Origin of the sequence: Acinetobacter sp. Tol 5, from assembly GCF_019702905.1 — a bacterium.
In the GTDB taxonomy this organism is placed as follows: Bacteria; Pseudomonadota; Gammaproteobacteria; order Pseudomonadales; family Moraxellaceae; genus Acinetobacter; species Acinetobacter bereziniae.
The window spans coordinates 1,865,145-1,881,414 of the sequence record NZ_AP024708.1 but is presented as its reverse complement, the minus strand read 5'-3'; the positions used below and the strand labels follow the sequence as shown (position 1 = coordinate 1,881,414).

Below are 16,270 nucleotides of genomic sequence, written 5' to 3'. Positions count from 1 at the left end.
TACTGATGCCATAAAAACTATACATATCTACTCTGTTTTTCTCTTTGAATTTTATGGGGTATTTATGAAATCTTTTGGTCAAAAAATAACAGCTTTAGTGTCTAGCGTTGCTCTTAGCTTAACAGTTACAGCATCTTTCGCTGCCATCCCAACAATATTAAAACTCGACTATGCTTATTATGCTCCAACAAGTTTAGTCGTCAAAGAGCAAAAACTCTTAGAAAAAGCCTTGCCAAAAACAGAGATCAAATGGGTGTTCAGCCAAGGGAGTAACCGTTCGCTCGAATATCTAAACAGTGGCAGTATCGACTTTGCATCAACAGCTGGGCTGGCTGCAGTATTAAGTCGTGCCAATGGAAGCCCAATTAAAACTGTTTATATTCAAAGCCAACCTGAGTGGACAGCGTTGGTGGTGGCTAAAAACTCAGCCATCAAATCACTAAAGGACTTAAAGGGTAAGAAAATAGCGGCAACCAAAGGGACTGATCCATTCCTTTTCACTCTCCAAGCACTTGAAACAGTTGGCTTAAGTAAACGCGATGTACAACTGGTACATTTACAACATCCAGATGGTAAAACTGCTTTAGAACGAGGACAGGTCGATGCTTGGGCTGGGCTTGATCCACTTATGGCTTCTGCACAGTTACAATCAAGTGCTAAGCTGCTTTATCGTAATATTTCATTTAATAGCTATAGTGTTTTGAGTGTTAAAGATCAGTTTGCAACACAAAGTCCTGAAGCTATAGATGCCGTAATTAAGGCTTATGAACAAGCACGTAAATGGGCAAAAGCCAACCCTGACAAAGTTGCTGAACTGTTAGCACGTGAAGCAAAATTACCACTTGAAGTTGCTAAACTTCAACTTAGCCGAACCAACCTCGATCAAAATATTCCAACCACAAAACATTTGAATGCCTTAAAGAAGGCAGGAGCGATTTTGAATGAAGAGGAGTTAGTACGTAAAGGTACCAATGTTAACCAAGTCATCGATCAGTTATTTGACAGTAAATATGCGCAAAAAGTTGTAGGGAAATAATGAATAAAATTTCTGCTTCAGCATCACATACAATTGTGACTACAGATGTTAAAAACGCTGTAGTCAAAACTCATTTATTGAAATGGCTAAAAGCAATCACCCTCCCTGTTTTAATCATTTTTTTGTGCGAATACCTTGTTCGCACAGGGTGGATTGAACCCTATTTACTGCCAGCACCCAGCAGTTTACTCGCATCTTTTCGAGATTTGGCACAGGGTGATTTATTCACGCATGTATATACCAGTACATGGCGAGTTTTCTTTGGCTTTTTTGTAGGAAGTGCACTTGGGCTTATCTTTGCAATCGCTGTTGGTTTAAACCAACATATTGAAGCATTTTTAGAACCGACATTTTCTGCAATTAAATCAATCCCGAGCCTTGCATGGATTCCATTATTGTTATTGTGGTTAGGAATAGATGAAGCTTCAAAAATTACTTTAATTGCCATCGGTGCATTCTTCCCCACCTATACCAATACCGTTTCAGCCATTCATAATGTAGATAAAAAATTATTTGAAGTCGCAAAAGTCTATCGACTAAGCCATATGCAAATAATTTTTCAAATCATTCTTCCTGCAGCTTCACCAGGAATTTTAGTGGGGCTGAGAAATAGTTTAAGCTTGGCTTGGATGTTTATGATTGCAGCCGAACTGATTGCAGCAACACAAGGGATTGGTTATTTACTTAGTGATGGTCGCGAAACTTCACGACCAGATATTGTAATTATCGCGATTATTTTATTGGCTGTTCTTGGTAAATTAACAGACACCATGATGAAATGGATTGAAAACTGGTTGTTACGTTGGCGGACGTAAATCAATCAAATACGGCTTTTCTAAGCCGTATTTTTTAATTTCCTTATCTGAAACTTGCATTTAGGGTTTTTCCTATGGAACACTGTTGCCGTTACATTTAGGTAGACAGTATGATCATTCGCGATAAAAGTAATAGCTTTGCCCTACTTTTTGCTTGGCATGGCACCATTCTTCCCAAAGTCTTGCCTGCATTGGCATTCGTTGTGCTGATCTCCACAATTTTAGTCTATTTATCTTCCCATCATTATTTTACCTTTCCTGCCGTACCCGCAATTGGATTTACTGTATTTGGTATTATTCTTTCAATTTTCTTAAGCTTTAGAAATACTGCTTGTTATGACCGCTGGTGGGAAGGTCGCAAATTGTGGGGTGCATTGATCGCCACATCTCGCCATATTTCACGAGACGGTCATGTTTTACCTGAACAGCAACGTCAAGTCCTCATGTATCGTGTCATGCTTTTTACTTGCTTGCTCAGAAATCGCCTACGCAATCAGAATCAAGCCATTGAGTTCTATAAAAACAAAGTTGCCTTAGATGACTCTATATTCGATCAACTGCCTCATCACATCAATGCCTCACAATATGTTTTAGAGCAGATTCAAAAAACAATGGTATCATCTCTTCACCAAAGTGAAATTTCAGATATTATTTACCAAGGTTTAAATCAACATATTGTTGCTTTGGGAAATATTCAGGCTGGTTGCGATCGTATTTTGAGTACGCCACTACCTTATTCTTACTCAGTATTACTACATCGTACCGTGTATTGCTTCTGCTTAATTCTACCTTTTAGTTTAGAAGCCAGTCTGGGTATCTGGACACCTGTGATTGTTAGCTTAATTGCGTATTTATTTTTAGGCTTGGATGCATTGAGTGCGCAACTCGAAGAACCTTTTGGCTTACAAGAAAATGATTTGCCATTAGATGCAATTACCCGTTTAATCGAAAGAGAAATGCTGAGTTCTCTGGGCGAGGAATTGCTCGAACCGATTCAATTGGTTAAAAGTAATTTGACTTAATATGGATTTTTTAATTGATCGGATTTTTAACTTCATAGCAGTTTAATATATGCACGTCATGCAGATCATCAGTAATATAATTGGCTTGAACTTATGAAAATGAGTGTGCAAAACTTTTTAAGAAAAATAAAACTGCTTTTGGCACTCACTTTAATATTTATAGTCAAATCGCCTGATTATTCACATAAGTGATTTGACTGATTCATTTATTTTGTACTTTTGAATCATAAACAGTATTGCTATCTCGAGGCGACATGGATGTCGCCATGTTGAGCGGGGGTATTAGGATGTACCCCTCGCTCAACGGAAGATTTTTGTTACTTTTCATCTCTGAAAAGTAAAGTATCGCCTACGTAAAACAATTTAAACTCTAGAGCTAAAGCGTGGCAGTGCAAGCTTTATATCATCAAACAATATATTGATCGCTTTAATTTTATTGATCAACAGAAATGATATTCTACTGTATGAATTTTTCAACAGATTGACTATAGAATAAAAAACAAGAATAAATAAAAAAGGCTTTACCATCTGTCTACCCAAACACCTAGTAAAGCCTTCTTGATACAGAAAGAAATTAATTGGGCCACTGACCTAAAGTCACACGATCATTACCGCCATAATCTTTTACAGTTCGAACCTGTTTAAAACCTGCACCTTTAAATATCTGTTGTACCGCCTCAGCTTGATCATAACCATGTTCAAGCACGATCCAACCTTGTGTTGCAAGCCACTTTTTACCCTGCTGAACAATATGTTCAATGTCTGCTAAACCATGTTTATCGGCAACTAAAGCACGTTCAGGTTCAGAAGCAAGCTGTGGCATATGCTCATCCTCAGCATCAATATAAGGAGGATTGGAAACAATCACATCAAAATATTGCCGATTTAAGGCATTGAACCAACTGCCCAAATAAAACTTCACCTGTGGTAAATCATGTTTTTCAGCATTGTGTAGTGCAACTTCTAAAGTTGGCTCATAAACATCTGTCGCTGTTACAGACCAATTCGGACGTTCACTTGCCAATGATAAAGCAATCGCTCCAGTCCCTGTCCCCATATCTACAATACGACAATCTTCTGGTAAATCTAAATGCAGTACAGTTTCCACCAAAACTTCGGTATCAGGACGAGGAACTAAAGTATCTTTGCTCACTGTTAAATCCAATGTCCAGAACGGCTGTGAACCCGTCACATAAGCCAAAGGTTCACCAGCTTGAATACGTGCTAAACCATCCGTATATTGCTGTTCTTGTTCAGTGGTTAATTCCTGGGCTGATTTAAGTGACAAATCAAAAGCATCAATTTTTAGAATATGCTCAAGTAACCAAGCATTCTCTTGACGCTCATAACTTTCTGGCTCTCCACGTAAGGCTAATGCCTGTGCAATATTCATTATCCACCGTTTTGTTGAGCAAGCATTGCCAGCTGATCAGCTTGATATTCACGATGCAAGCTATCTAAAAGTTCAGTCAAATCACCTTCCATAACAGCATCCAACTTATATAAGGTTAAATTGATACGGTGATCTGTCATACGACCTTGCGGATAGTTATATGTACGGATTCGTTCTGAACGGTCACCAGAACCGACCAAGTCACGGCGCATTTCAGAAGTTGCAGCATCTGCCGCAGCACGTTTTGCATTTTCTAAACGTGATGCCAATAACGCCATCGCTTTGGCTTTGTTTTTATGCTGTGAACGCTCATCCTGACATTCAACAACTGTTCCCGTTGGAATATGAGTAATACGGACTGCTGAATCAGTTTTGTTAATGTGCTGACCACCTGCACCAGATGCGCGGTATGTATCGATACGCAGATCAGCAGGATTAATATCAACCGTTGTATCTACATCAACTTCTGGAAGAATTGCAACTGTACATGCAGAAGTATGTACTCGCCCTTGCGACTCTGTGGCAGGTACACGTTGTACACGATGCGCACCACTTTCAAACTTTAAGCGCCCATAAACGCCCTCACCATTGACGAGGCAAATGATTTCTTTATAGCCACCATGCTCACCCTCGTTTTCAGATAAGATTTCAATACGCCAATTTTGTGACTCAGCATATTTGCTATACATACGGAATAAATCACCTGAAAAGATCGCCGCTTCATCACCACCTGTGCCGGCGCGAATCTCCAAATATGCCGAGTTCGCATCGTTCGGGTCTTTTGGAATCATGAGAATATTCAACTCAGATTCGAGTTGCTCAATTAAAGCTTTATTCTCTTTGATTTCCTCAACAGCCATATCCTTAAAATCTGGATCGGTTAACATCACTTCAGCTGTTTCAATATCTTCTTCAGCTTGCTTATATTTTTTCCAAACTTCAGTAATTTCTGATAAATCATTATGCTCACGTGATAAATTACGAAAGCGCTTATTGTCAGAGATGACTTCAACGTCTGCCAATAATGCCTCTAATTCCTCATGCCGATCACAAAGTTGATCTAATCGTAAACGTAACGATTCTTTCATTTTAAATACATTCTCAAGCTAAGCCTTAACCACATTTTAAGATTTAAAATACAACCTCAATCACATGGCTAAGAAAATTCTAAAATTGTGCATAGTTTACCGATTCTGCCATTTAAATGACACATTTATATAGGCGCTCTGCCGTGAACTTAACGAATTTATCTGCCAATTTACGAGCTTTATGCTTATTCATAACCGTATTATCTTCATCATTTCTCCTTTTTGTCCCAGCGTTTGCATGTTTTAAAATCACTTTTAATAGAAAACATACATTCAGATACCAAACGTTATCAATTTTCGGGTTCATCTCCACATTTTTTGGAAAAACTTTTGTTACATTTGCTTCATCGAATACAGATAGAGCTGTCCATCTAAGGACATGGAGCAACAGATGAAATTTAATACAATCTTATTTAGTACTGCTTTAGCAGTAACTTCAATGTTTACAGTAAGTGCCCATGCTGACAACTCAACACGTATTGCAGCAACTTCGGCTTTAGGAAGTGTTGTTGGTACAGCCGTAGGTAAACAAATTGGCGGTAACACTGGTGCAATGATTGGTTCAGCCGTGGGTGGTGCTGGTGGTGCAGCAGCTTCAACCAATAGAAGAGATCGTACTGCTGCTGCAATCGGTGGCGGTTTAGGTGGCGTGGGTGGTTATACTGTTGGTAAAAATATGGGTGGCACTACTGGCGGCTATATTGGTGCAGCAGCAGGTGCAGCGGGTGGTTCCGTTTTAGGTAAAAAAGTATCTCAAGACCGTCATGCAGATCAACGCAAGTACAATAAAAAGTACTACAAAAAACATCGTCGTCATCACTAATTGATCCGTGAATGACATCAAGCACCTTCGGGTGCTTTTTATTTGTTATATCAGCCTTTTACACTCAATATTTAAAAATGATTACAACTCGCCTTTAATGGTCGACTGTATCCATGCCACCCAACATGATAATGGCATCAGCTAGAATTGGCTGATGGAAAAAGCAAAGAACATTTCATCTATATTAAGTCAATAATATTGTCGCTACCTAAGCCCTATATGATTAATTTAACAAGTTATTTAGCGGATTGAGATAACAATAATCTTCACGAACTCATGTTAAATTTTCATCTAATTTTAAATCTAACTGACGGCTCACCCGACTTATTTTTGCTATGCGGTGCTAGGCTGTGATAGTCGCATTTAGAGTTCAATCTTCTATTTTGTCTCGCTTGTTGCATAATTTTAATATGAATGCTCTCTGATCAATCGCGCTGAGAATAAAGTTTAACATTCACATAATATGAACCAATTAAAGAGCAAGAAATACAATCTAGAAACAAAACACAGAAATTGCTTACATCCACATCCATAATTATTGCTAATTGTTTCGTTATTCTAAGCTCAAGTTAAATAATTTGAAGAAGCTTCGACAAGGAGTTTGAAATGAAACTACAAGCAATACTTGGTGCAACTGTTCTTGCAGCAACTCTAGTCACAACTGCACATGCAGGTAATTCAACCAATACAGCCTTAACATCTGCACTTGGTGGTGTTGTAGGTGCAGCAATTGGTCAACAAATGGGTGGCTCCACTGGAGCAATGATTGGTTCAGCGATCGGTGGTGGTGTTGGCGCTGGTGCGGCATCGAATAAACGCGATAGAAATGGTGCAATCATTGGTGGCGCTTTAGGTAGCGCAGGTGGTTATACTGTTGGTCGTAATGTGACAGGTACATCCACAGGTGGATATATCGGTGCAGGTCTTGGTGCTGCTGGTGGTTCAGCTTTAGGTAAAAAAGTCAGTGAAGATCGTCGTTATGATGACCGTTATGACAACCGCTATGGACGCTATAATGACCGTTATGACAACCGCTATGGACGCTATAATGACCGTTATGATCGTAACGGATACCGCAATGTAGACTATCGTTATAATAATCGTAATTATCGCCATGACAACGGGCATCACTATGGTCAATATAAAAACCGTTGGTAGAATTAATTTCCCGCTTCTACTGATATAACAATATATTCAATCAAGCATTTACCGATGCTTGATTTTTTTTATCCGTCGTATTTTCTCAGCTTTAAACACAAATATCGACAATTTTCGATATACATTACTCAACATATATCGTAGTATTTCGATATATGGTTATATTGAGTTAAAAAATGACATCTTTAGCAGATTCAGCATTAAAAAATACCAAGTTTTCTATTTTAGAGCTTGCGCCTGTACGTGAAGATCAAACGGTTGAGTTTTCTCTTAAACATAGCTTAGAACTTGCTCAACATGCTGAAACGTTAGGATTCGATCGTCTTTGGTTAGCTGAACATCATAATATGGATGGCATTGCCAGTTCCGCAACAGCTGTGCTCTTGGGTTATATCTTGGCAAATACACATCGCATCAAAGTTGGTTCAGGTGGGATCATGCTACCTAATCATGCACCACTGGTGGTTGCTGAACAATTTGGTACTTTGGCAACACTTTATCCGAATCGCGTTGAATTAGGTTTAGGACGTGCACCCGGTACAGATCCTCTGACTATGCGTGCATTAAGACGTGGTCGCCAAGAAACTGAAGATCAATTTCCACAAGATGTCTTAGAGATATTGAGTTATTTTGCAGATGCTCATTCAAACCAAAGAATTAAGGCAACACCTGGACAAGGCACGCATGTTCCAGTTTGGCTTTTAGGTTCAAGTTTATTCAGCGCTCAGCTTGCAGCAAAATTAGGGCTTCCCTATTCATTTGCCTCACATTTTGCACCGAGAATGTTGGGACAAGCCATCCAGCTTTATCGTGAAAACTTTCAACCTTCTGAATATTTGGATCAACCTTTTGTCTCTATGGGTGTACCTACTGTCGTCGCTCAAACAGATGAAGAAGCTGAATATCTTGCAACCAGTGTCTATTTGCGAATTCAAGCTTTGCTGACAGGGCAAAGTTTAAAACTCAAACCACCGGTTGAAAGTATGGAAGGTCGCTGGTCTGTTTCAGAAAAAATGGCTGTGCAAAATTTCCTCGCAATGGCGCAAATTGGCTCACCAGAAACAGTGAAAAAAGGTTTGAATCGACTGCTTGAACAATATCAAGTGGATGAATTTATTTTCACTTGTGACATCTATGACACATCAAAACGTTTAGATAACTTTAGTTTATTAATGGATTTAAAAAAATAATACAAACCCATTATCTTTTCCTCTTTACCAAAATGAAATATGAATTTTCATTTTGGTTTTTTTTGATTTAAATATTACTAAGTCTTTAATTTAAATATAGATTTACAGTGATTTATGCTTTAAAACATAGATTAATACAACAGAAAAAATGAAAAGATTTGCCATCTCTTTTCAAATCAGCATAATAGAACATATAAAAATCAGTAGAATATCAACTAGGAACAACAATGAATCAATATATCAATAAGCCAACACCTGCTTTTGTTGCAGTGAGCTGGGTGGCACTACTTGCTGGCGCTGCCGCCTACTGTGTGGGTCTGTTTAATGCACAAATTCTCTTAAACGAAAAAGGCTATTACCTCATCTTGATTCTTTATGGATTATTTTCTGCTGTTTCATTGCAAAAAATTGTTCGAGATAAGTTAGAAGGACAACAAGTTACCGCTATTTACTATGGCTTATGTTGGGTCTCAGTGGTGATTTGTGTTGTACTTTTAGCACTAGGTTTATGGAATGCCAACATGACTTTGAGCGAAAAAGGCTTTTATATTATGGCATTTTTACTCAGCCTATTCGGAGCTGTTGCAGTACAGAAAAACATTCGTGATTTAGAGTATTTGAGAACACATACACAACCTGAATTAACTCATTCTCTTCCATCCCAAGTGGAAATAAAAGAGATCGAAACACAGGATGATAAATTATAATTTGTTCAAGGCACTGATAATTTAGGTATTGATAAATTAATCAGATTGAGAGACACGCGATTCAATTTCAACAGATAAAATCATGGAAAACGCTTAGCCTAACTTTTGTTGGGCTTTTTTAATGCATGAAAATACAGAAGAAATTATCGAAATGTGCCTCCAAAAAAGTACCTCGTCTAGCCCTATGATCAAACCATCTAATGATTCATACAAGTACTTTGTTATTAATCATTGATATTCAATAAACTGTATATTCCTTAGAAGATTTTGATCATTCATATATTTTGCCCTTTTGAATCATAGATGGTCTTGCTATTGTAAAGCGACATAGAGGTCGCTATGTTGAACGGGTGTATATGAGCAAAAACAAAGCACTGCTTGTTTGCAGCGCAAATAATGCTATTGGATAAAAATGGGCTGGACAAAGTAAAACATCGCGTACGCAAAACGGTTTAAACTTTAGAGCTAAAACGTGGCAGTACAAACTTTAGATCATCAAACAATCTATTGATTTTATTGATTAAGAAAAATGATATTTCACTACATGGTTTTTTCATCAGGATGACTATATGTCTCAACAATCTTTTCATATGACAAATAATTCACTGAGTTGTTATCGAGTTGATATTTTCATCTCTTGATAATGAATAATTTCGCCAATCTTTTCAAAATGAGATGAAATAGAATAAATAACAATATTGACCATTCATCACGCAGAAGAATTGAATTCAACTCTGGTGTTATTGACTAAAATCTTGACGAATATGGATATTCAAGTACATCAGAAATAGTTTTTTTTAAACCTCAAAATTGCAAAATCATATTTTCGATATAGTTTGTGTGTTTTTTCATTACAGCGTTACATCTATAAAATATGACTGGTGAGATTTTGAAAAGACTTTACCTCTGTGATTAAGTTGGTTATATCAATAAATGTCGCGATTCTCAGCGACCTATAAATAAAAAAAGGAATAAATATGCTCACCAGGAACAAGAGCCAAAACGAAGGTTTTTTTCAAAACCAATCCGAGTTTTTTAAGCCATATACAGGTAAAATCATTGCGTCCACAGACATGAAACTGCATGACTTTTCTGGTTTAAAAGTTGCAATTATTGGGGTTGATCAATTTACTGTAATGCAACTTGATCAGTTATTAAAGCAAGCCGAACTGGTCAAAGTTTTTCAGATTTCGCCTGTTTTTGTATTACCACAAACAGAACGTGGCATACACAAACTCATTTCGCATCCATTAATTATTAAAAATCGTCGTTTGTTTAATCATCGAATTAAAGCAATGTTGGCGATTCGATATTTAGATGCTCAAGTCCAAGACCAGTGGTTAAAACGCCAGCTTACGCCTAATCTGGCAATGAAAAATAAAGTCTTTTTGAAATCCGATAATTATTATTCAGCCTTGCAACATCCTCGGTGCAAGCACATTGCTTGGCCAATTGTTAAAATTACATCCAATTCAATACACGGTATGGATGGAACAGAGTATGTCGTTGATGTTGTTATTACTACCTATACATCATAGATTTGAATAAAATTTAATTGAAGGAGGCATGTATTGCCTCCTTTTATTTTGTCTGTCCGATATAGCGATAACTATTGGCAGTCTTTTGATAGCGCAAGTAGTTGTTCGTCAGTTTTCCAGCGTTATTGATCAGCATAATATCGATATTCTTTAAATCTTTAGAAATACGGATAAAATCTTCCAATGGACGTTCCCAGTCCTGACAATCGTTTGCAACGTCTATTGAGTCCAAATTTTTTGTTTTCGTTTCAAAAATCGATTCTGGAGAGAACTTATCACTATTTACGACAAAAGAATTTATACGATAGCTTCTTGAACACGTACTACCAATAAAAACACTGGTGATTAAATATACATCTCGATTTTTTATTTTAACTTGCTCAATTTTATCGATAAATCCAACTGTCGTTAAATCTTGAGTGATTGGACCTTTTTTGCCTTTTAATTGAATCAAATTCGTGGAGTCTCGCATCGTACCGCCAGCAGAAATATCCATTGTATAAGATTTAATTTTGTGATCTGGGCTGTAATGAATTTTCAACATATTCTTTTCGGTTAGTTTAGGAAAAGAATAAGTGAAACTTGCAGGGTCCTTTTTTATTTTTGTTTCTATCGCGTTAGAAATATTTTCATTGTATTGATCACATTCATTTCGCGACGTACAACTATCTTGATAATATTTCTGAATCAATGTTGTTTCGAAATCCTTTAAGGATTCGGCATGCAACTGCGTTAGTATCATGCCCTGCGCACAAAAAAACATCGAAAATGAACTTATTTTTAATATCTTTTTCATATAACAACTCAACATTATCATGATCATCCATACATATTTTATAAGAGCAAAATGCGCATTCTGCTCTTAGCAGCCATTCCATCATATTCGCAAGATCAAAGCTAAGGACAATTTATCCAATTCTGCGTTTTAAGCCTGTCATTTGTAGGACGCGTGTTGAAATTTCCTCAATCGACATTTCAGAAACATTGAGATATTTGATTCCTTCAGAAATATAAATACCCTCTACAGCGCGAAGTTCCATCTGGCATTGTGAAAAACTTGCATAGCGACTATTGGCTTTTCGTTCTGAGCGAATTGCAACCAAACGCTCAGCATCAATCATTAAACCAAATAGTTTATGTTTATGTTCTTTGAGTACAGCAGGTAAACGATTATCGTCCAAGTCTTCTTCAGTGAGCGGATAGTTAGCAACACGAATTCCAAATTGTAATGACAAATAAATAGACGTCGGTGTTTTACCTGAACGAGAAACCCCAATCAAAATCAAATCCGCTTTATCATAATGTCGCGTACGCGCACCATCGTCATTGTCTAAAGCAAAATGTACAGCATCAATACGTGCTTTATAAGACTCAGAATCGGTTACAGCATGGGTTTGTCCGACTAAAGTTGTAGGCTGAGTTCCTAAAACATCAGACAACTTACTAATAAGCCCTTCAAAAACATCAAGATTCACTGCATTTGCAGTATTAATAATGTCACGCACATAAGGGTCAACCAAAGTATCGAATACCAATGGTTGCTGACCATCTTTATCAGCTCTTCGATTGATTTCTTCGACCACATTCATCGCCGCTTCTTCAGATGTAATGTAGGGAATGATATGAATATCAAACTTTACATGGGGAAATTGCGCTAATAATGAATGCCCAAGGGTTTCAGCTGTGATCGCCGTACCATCAGAAATAAAAAATACGCTCCGCTTTATTTGGTTACTTTCTGACATTAAAAATCTCCTCAAACATTTGTCTTAGCGATGTATAATCTTTATAGTAAGCCCATCTTACATGACTATCACTTAGTTGAATCAAAATGCTAAGTTTTTTGTTATAATTTCATGCCAAGATAGTGATTAATACTGCATAAGTGGAGTAACAACTTTGGAAGCACGCGTAATCGGTCTGGAAAAATTAGGTAAACACGACGTTGAGATCGTGGGTGGTAAAAACTCTTCACTTGGGGAAATGATCAGTCATTTAGCAAATGCTGGCGTATCTGTACCAGGTGGATTTGCAACGACTGCTGATGCATATCGCGAATTCCTAGAGCAAAGTGGCTTAAATGCTAAAATCAATGCAGAACTTGCAACATTAAATGTTGATGATGTAATTGCACTTGCTGAAACTGGCGCAAAAATCCGCCAATGGATTGTAGAAACTCCACTTACTACAGGTCTAGAGGCTGAAGTTCGCGAAGCATTTGCTGCACTTTCTAATGGCAATCCTGACATTGCAGTTGCTGTTCGTTCTTCTGCGACTGCTGAAGATTTACCTGATGCTTCATTTGCTGGTCAACAAGAAACTTTCTTGAACATTCGTGGTATCGATAACGTTTTGATCGCAATTAAAGAAGTTTTTGCTTCTCTTTATAATGACCGTGCGATTGCTTACCGTGTACACCAAAACTTTGCACACGACATCGTTGCCCTTTCTGCTGGCGTTCAACGTATGGTTCGCTCTGAAACTGGTGCTGCGGGTGTAATGTTTACACTCGATACAGAATCTGGTTTCCGTGAAGCAGTTTTCATTACTGCTTCTTATGGTTTAGGTGAAATGGTTGTTCAAGGTGCAGTCAATCCTGACGAATTCTATATTTCAAAGCCACTTCTCAAAAATGGCAAACATGCTGTTATCCGTCGTAACCTTGGCTCTAAACACCAAAAAATGATTTATGGCGAAGAAGGTGCTGCAGGTAAATCTGTCGTTGTGGTTGATGTTGAAAAAGCAGATCGCCAACAATTTGCTCTTAATGATTTAGAGCTTCAAGAGCTTGCTAAACAAGCATTGATTATTGAAGAACATTATCAAGCGCCTATGGACATTGAATGGGCAAAAGATGGTGATGATGGTCAAATCTATATCGTTCAAGCACGTCCTGAAACAGTAAAAAGCCGTGAAAATGTTGGCACAATGGAACGTTACCTTCTTAAACAAAAAGGTACGGTTCTTTGTGAAGGACGTTCAATCGGTCAACGTATCGGTTCTGGTAAAGTCCGTATCGTGACGTCGATTAAAGAAATGGACAAAGTACAAGAAGGTGATGTACTCGTTTCAGACATGACTGACCCAGACTGGGAACCAGTAATGAAACGTGCAGCAGCAATCGTGACTAACCGTGGTGGTCGTACTTGTCATGCAGCCATTATTGCTCGTGAATTAGGTGTTCCTGCCATCGTAGGTTGTGGTAATGCCACAGAAGTGCTTGTCGATGGACAGGACGTGACTGTCTCTTGTGCTGAGGGTGATACTGGCTTTATTTATGAAGGTTCGTTAGATTTTGAAATCCAACGTAATTCTATTGAATCTATGCCTAAACTTCCGTTCAAAATCATGATGAACGTTGGTAACCCTGACCGCGCATTTGACTTCGCTCAAATTCCAAACGAAGGTATTGGTCTTGCACGTTTAGAGTTCATTATCAACCGTATGATCGGTGTACACCCTAAAGCATTACTCAACATTGACAGCCTGCCACGCGAAACTCGTGCTGCTGTTATGGCACGTACTGCAGGTTATGCATCTCCAATCGAATTCTATGTTGAAAAATTGGTTGAAGGTATTTCTACGCTTGCAGCTGCATTTGCAGATAAACCAGTGATTGTTCGTATGTCTGACTTTAAGTCAAACGAATATGCGAACTTAATCGGTGGTAAGCTATATGAGCCTGAAGAAGAAAACCCAATGCTTGGTTTCCGTGGTGCAAGCCGTTATGTCTCTGACAACTTCCGTGACTGTTTTGAACTTGAATGCCGCGCATTGAAAAAAGCACGTGATGAAATGGGCTTAACCAACATTCAAATCATGATTCCTTTCGTACGTACTGTATCTGAAGCGAAGCGTGTTATTGAGTTATTGGCTCAAAACGGTCTGAAACGTGGCGAAAATGGTCTTAAAGTCATCATGATGTGCGAATTGCCAACCAATGCATTATTGGCTGAACAATTCCTTGAACATTTCGACGGTTTCTCAATCGGTTCAAATGACTTAACACAATTAACTCTTGGTTTAGACCGTGACTCTGGTATTGTCTCTCACCTATTTGATGAGCGTGATGCTGCGGTTAAAGCCCTCCTCTCTATGGCGATTCATGCATGCCGTAAAGCTGGGAAATATGTCGGTATTTGTGGTCAAGGTCCTTCTGACCATCCAGATCTTGCAAAATGGTTAATGGAACAAGGTATTGAGTCTGTGTCTTTAAATCCTGACTCAGTGTTAGATACTTGGTTCTTCCTTGCAGAAGAAAAAACCAAACAAGCTTAATTTGTATGCTCTAAAAAAGACCCTCATGTAGGGTCTTTTTTATTTTTGAAATAATATTTATAACTTCAATTCATTTGAATTCAACTGCTGAATACGCAGTTATGTATTAAAATTTCCATCGCTAAGTTTTAAAGTTAAACACATTTTCACGATATTAATTCCTTATAAAAGCAACATGATATTGCTTCATATTTTAAGATTTCGTGTAAATTTAATATTAATATGTGCAAAAATCGAGTATACATAGTGGATTACAATGTAGATGAATATTGATGATAACGCTATCGTTGATCATCTACGCTTTTTGTATTTTAGATTTATTTTGAGAATTGAGTTTTATGCAAATTTACTTGGCGAGAAATAACCAACAAGCTGGACCCTATTCCATAGAACAACTGAATCAAATGCTTGCGAGTCAGCAAGTCTTATTAACTGATTTAGCTTGGCATCAAGGAATGACTGAATGGAAAGCACTTGGTGAACTTACACAAGGTAAACTTGTCTATGAACCTGTTGGTTATATTACACCGACTACTTTTACCCCTGAACATCCCACTCAACAAAACCAAGCAATTACCAACATAAAAGTTGAAAGATCCACTAAAAAAGCAATTAAAGCTGCACCTGTAGGTAAACGTATTTCAGCAAAACTCGTCGATTTTGCAGTATTGTTTTTACCGCAAATTCTTGCTATTGCTTATTTTATGCCTGAAAGTGCAGTCAACATTGCTGAAGGTGGATTTTCTAGAGAAAGCCAAATGCAGATCGCTGAAATAATCAGTAAAAGCATACCAAACTATGTCAATATTGGTTTAATGGTATTCGTATTGGCAATCTTGATTATTCAATGTTTTATGATTACCAAGTCGGGGCAGTCGATTGGTAAAAAAATATTCAAACTTCAAATCGTTGATGTGAATACCAATCAACTACCGGGGTCATTCAGAGGCTTTTTTGTACGTTCGTTTTTATTTCTGATTCTCTCTCAGTTGATGAGCATTGTTCCGCTTATTGCAATTGTATTTATTGTTGATTTATTTATGTTTTTTTCAAAAAACAACTATGCACTCCATGATCGCCTGGCAAAAACCAAAGTGATTGATCTTGCAGAATAAATGAAATGGCGGTGACCCCGCCATTTTTGATACTAAATCACGAAAAAATAATAATTTATGTTTTTGTTTTTTTTATAATTCCGACTAAAAATATCAGGTATTTTTAC

General features: G+C 37.7%; 14 protein-coding genes. 10 read left to right on the top strand and 4 right to left on the bottom strand.

The window, feature by feature from the left end; translation table 11 throughout:
* Positions 1-64: 64 nt before the first annotated feature.
* From TOL5_RS08670 to TOL5_RS08660, 3 genes are all read left to right on the top strand, one after another.
* Positions 65-1,036: an aliphatic sulfonate ABC transporter substrate-binding protein gene (locus TOL5_RS08670; protein ID WP_121775812.1), complete on the top strand. Its 972-nt coding sequence runs from the start codon at positions 65-67 to the stop codon at positions 1,034-1,036.
* Complete coding sequence (locus TOL5_RS08665; RefSeq protein ID WP_121775813.1) at positions 1,036-1,851, top strand: ABC transporter permease; 816 nt, start codon at positions 1,036-1,038, stop codon at positions 1,849-1,851. The genes TOL5_RS08670 and TOL5_RS08665 overlap by 1 nt, the downstream gene beginning before the upstream one ends.
* A gap of 110 nt (positions 1,852-1,961) precedes the next feature.
* Positions 1,962-2,873, top strand: coding sequence for a bestrophin family protein (locus tag TOL5_RS08660; protein ID WP_121775814.1), 912 nt, complete (start codon positions 1,962-1,964; stop codon positions 2,871-2,873).
* A gap of 574 nt (positions 2,874-3,447) precedes the next feature.
* Here the strand turns inward: TOL5_RS08660 and prmC are convergent.
* Positions 3,448-4,266: a peptide chain release factor N(5)-glutamine methyltransferase gene (gene prmC / locus TOL5_RS08655; protein ID WP_121775682.1), complete on the bottom strand. Its 819-nt coding sequence runs from the start codon at positions 4,264-4,266 to the stop codon at positions 3,448-3,450.
* Positions 4,266-5,354, bottom strand: coding sequence for a peptide chain release factor 1 (gene prfA, locus TOL5_RS08650; RefSeq protein ID WP_005032188.1), 1,089 nt, complete (start codon positions 5,352-5,354; stop codon positions 4,266-4,268). Before prfA ends, prmC begins: the two co-directional genes overlap by 1 nt.
* A 391-nt stretch (positions 5,355-5,745) precedes the next feature.
* On the opposite strand from prfA, the gene TOL5_RS08645 reads away from it, so the two are divergent.
* The 5 genes from TOL5_RS08645 to TOL5_RS08625 all read left to right on the top strand — a co-directional run bounded on the left by TOL5_RS08645 (position 5,746) and on the right by TOL5_RS08625 (position 10,770).
* Positions 5,746-6,177 (top strand): hypothetical protein, encoded by a 432-nt coding sequence (locus TOL5_RS08645; RefSeq protein WP_004824395.1) that lies wholly within the window; start codon positions 5,746-5,748, stop codon positions 6,175-6,177.
* A gap of 606 nt (positions 6,178-6,783) precedes the next feature.
* Positions 6,784-7,335 (top strand): glycine zipper domain-containing protein, encoded by a 552-nt coding sequence (locus tag TOL5_RS08640; RefSeq protein ID WP_121775681.1) that lies wholly within the window; start codon positions 6,784-6,786, stop codon positions 7,333-7,335.
* A 176-nt stretch (positions 7,336-7,511) separates the two neighbouring features.
* Positions 7,512-8,525, top strand: a complete 1,014-nt coding sequence (locus TOL5_RS08635; RefSeq protein WP_121775680.1) for an LLM class flavin-dependent oxidoreductase — start codon at positions 7,512-7,514, stop codon at positions 8,523-8,525.
* 227 nt (positions 8,526-8,752) lie between these two features.
* A complete protein-coding gene (gene yiaA / locus TOL5_RS08630; RefSeq protein WP_042089671.1) occupies positions 8,753-9,232 on the top strand; it encodes an inner membrane protein YiaA in 480 nt (159 codons plus the stop codon).
* 977 nt (positions 9,233-10,209) lie between these two features.
* On the top strand, positions 10,210-10,770 hold the full coding sequence (locus TOL5_RS08625; RefSeq protein ID WP_121775679.1) for a flavoprotein: 561 nt from the start codon (positions 10,210-10,212) through the stop codon (positions 10,768-10,770).
* A 43-nt stretch (positions 10,771-10,813) separates the two neighbouring features.
* On the opposite strand, the gene TOL5_RS08620 is transcribed toward TOL5_RS08625, so the two are convergent.
* Entirely contained in the window at positions 10,814-11,566 is a 753-nt protein-coding gene (locus tag TOL5_RS08620; RefSeq protein ID WP_121775678.1) for a hypothetical protein, read from the bottom strand.
* A gap of 112 nt (positions 11,567-11,678) precedes the next feature.
* Positions 11,679-12,515, bottom strand: a complete 837-nt coding sequence (locus TOL5_RS08615; RefSeq protein WP_004824407.1) for a pyruvate, water dikinase regulatory protein — start codon at positions 12,513-12,515, stop codon at positions 11,679-11,681.
* A 154-nt stretch (positions 12,516-12,669) separates the two neighbouring features.
* Here TOL5_RS08615 and ppsA point away from each other — a divergent pair, with 154 nt between their 5' ends.
* Both ppsA and TOL5_RS08605 read left to right on the top strand, forming a co-directional pair.
* Positions 12,670-15,048, top strand: coding sequence for a phosphoenolpyruvate synthase (gene ppsA / locus TOL5_RS08610; RefSeq protein ID WP_121775677.1), 2,379 nt, complete (start codon positions 12,670-12,672; stop codon positions 15,046-15,048).
* A 338-nt stretch (positions 15,049-15,386) separates the two neighbouring features.
* Complete coding sequence (locus TOL5_RS08605; protein ID WP_005032196.1) at positions 15,387-16,163, top strand: RDD family protein; 777 nt, start codon at positions 15,387-15,389, stop codon at positions 16,161-16,163.
* The last annotated feature ends 107 nt before the right edge of the window (positions 16,164-16,270 follow it).

Bases quoted from the DNA above. Each gene is read 5' to 3' on its own strand.
- TOL5_RS08665 (WP_121775813.1), top strand. From the start codon at position 1,036: ATGAATAAAATTTCTGCTTCAGCATCACATACAATTGTGACTACAGAT.
- TOL5_RS08640 (WP_121775681.1), top strand. From the start codon at position 6,784: ATGAAACTACAAGCAATACTTGGTGCAACTGTTCTTGCAGCAACTCTA.
- TOL5_RS08615 (WP_004824407.1), bottom strand. From the start codon at position 12,515: ATGTCAGAAAGTAACCAAATAAAGCGGAGCGTATTTTTTATTTCTGAT.
- TOL5_RS08670 (WP_121775812.1), top strand. From the start codon at position 65: ATGAAATCTTTTGGTCAAAAAATAACAGCTTTAGTGTCTAGCGTTGCT.
- TOL5_RS08625 (WP_121775679.1), top strand. From the start codon at position 10,210: ATGCTCACCAGGAACAAGAGCCAAAACGAAGGTTTTTTTCAAAACCAA.
- yiaA (WP_042089671.1), top strand. From the start codon at position 8,753: ATGAATCAATATATCAATAAGCCAACACCTGCTTTTGTTGCAGTGAGC.
- prmC (WP_121775682.1), bottom strand. From the start codon at position 4,266: ATGAATATTGCACAGGCATTAGCCTTACGTGGAGAGCCAGAAAGTTAT.
- TOL5_RS08635 (WP_121775680.1), top strand. From the start codon at position 7,512: ATGACATCTTTAGCAGATTCAGCATTAAAAAATACCAAGTTTTCTATT.
- TOL5_RS08620 (WP_121775678.1), bottom strand. From the start codon at position 11,566: ATGAAAAAGATATTAAAAATAAGTTCATTTTCGATGTTTTTTTGTGCG.
- TOL5_RS08605 (WP_005032196.1), top strand. From the start codon at position 15,387: ATGCAAATTTACTTGGCGAGAAATAACCAACAAGCTGGACCCTATTCC.
- prfA (WP_005032188.1), bottom strand. From the start codon at position 5,354: ATGAAAGAATCGTTACGTTTACGATTAGATCAACTTTGTGATCGGCAT.
- TOL5_RS08645 (WP_004824395.1), top strand. From the start codon at position 5,746: ATGAAATTTAATACAATCTTATTTAGTACTGCTTTAGCAGTAACTTCA.
- TOL5_RS08660 (WP_121775814.1), top strand. From the start codon at position 1,962: ATGATCATTCGCGATAAAAGTAATAGCTTTGCCCTACTTTTTGCTTGG.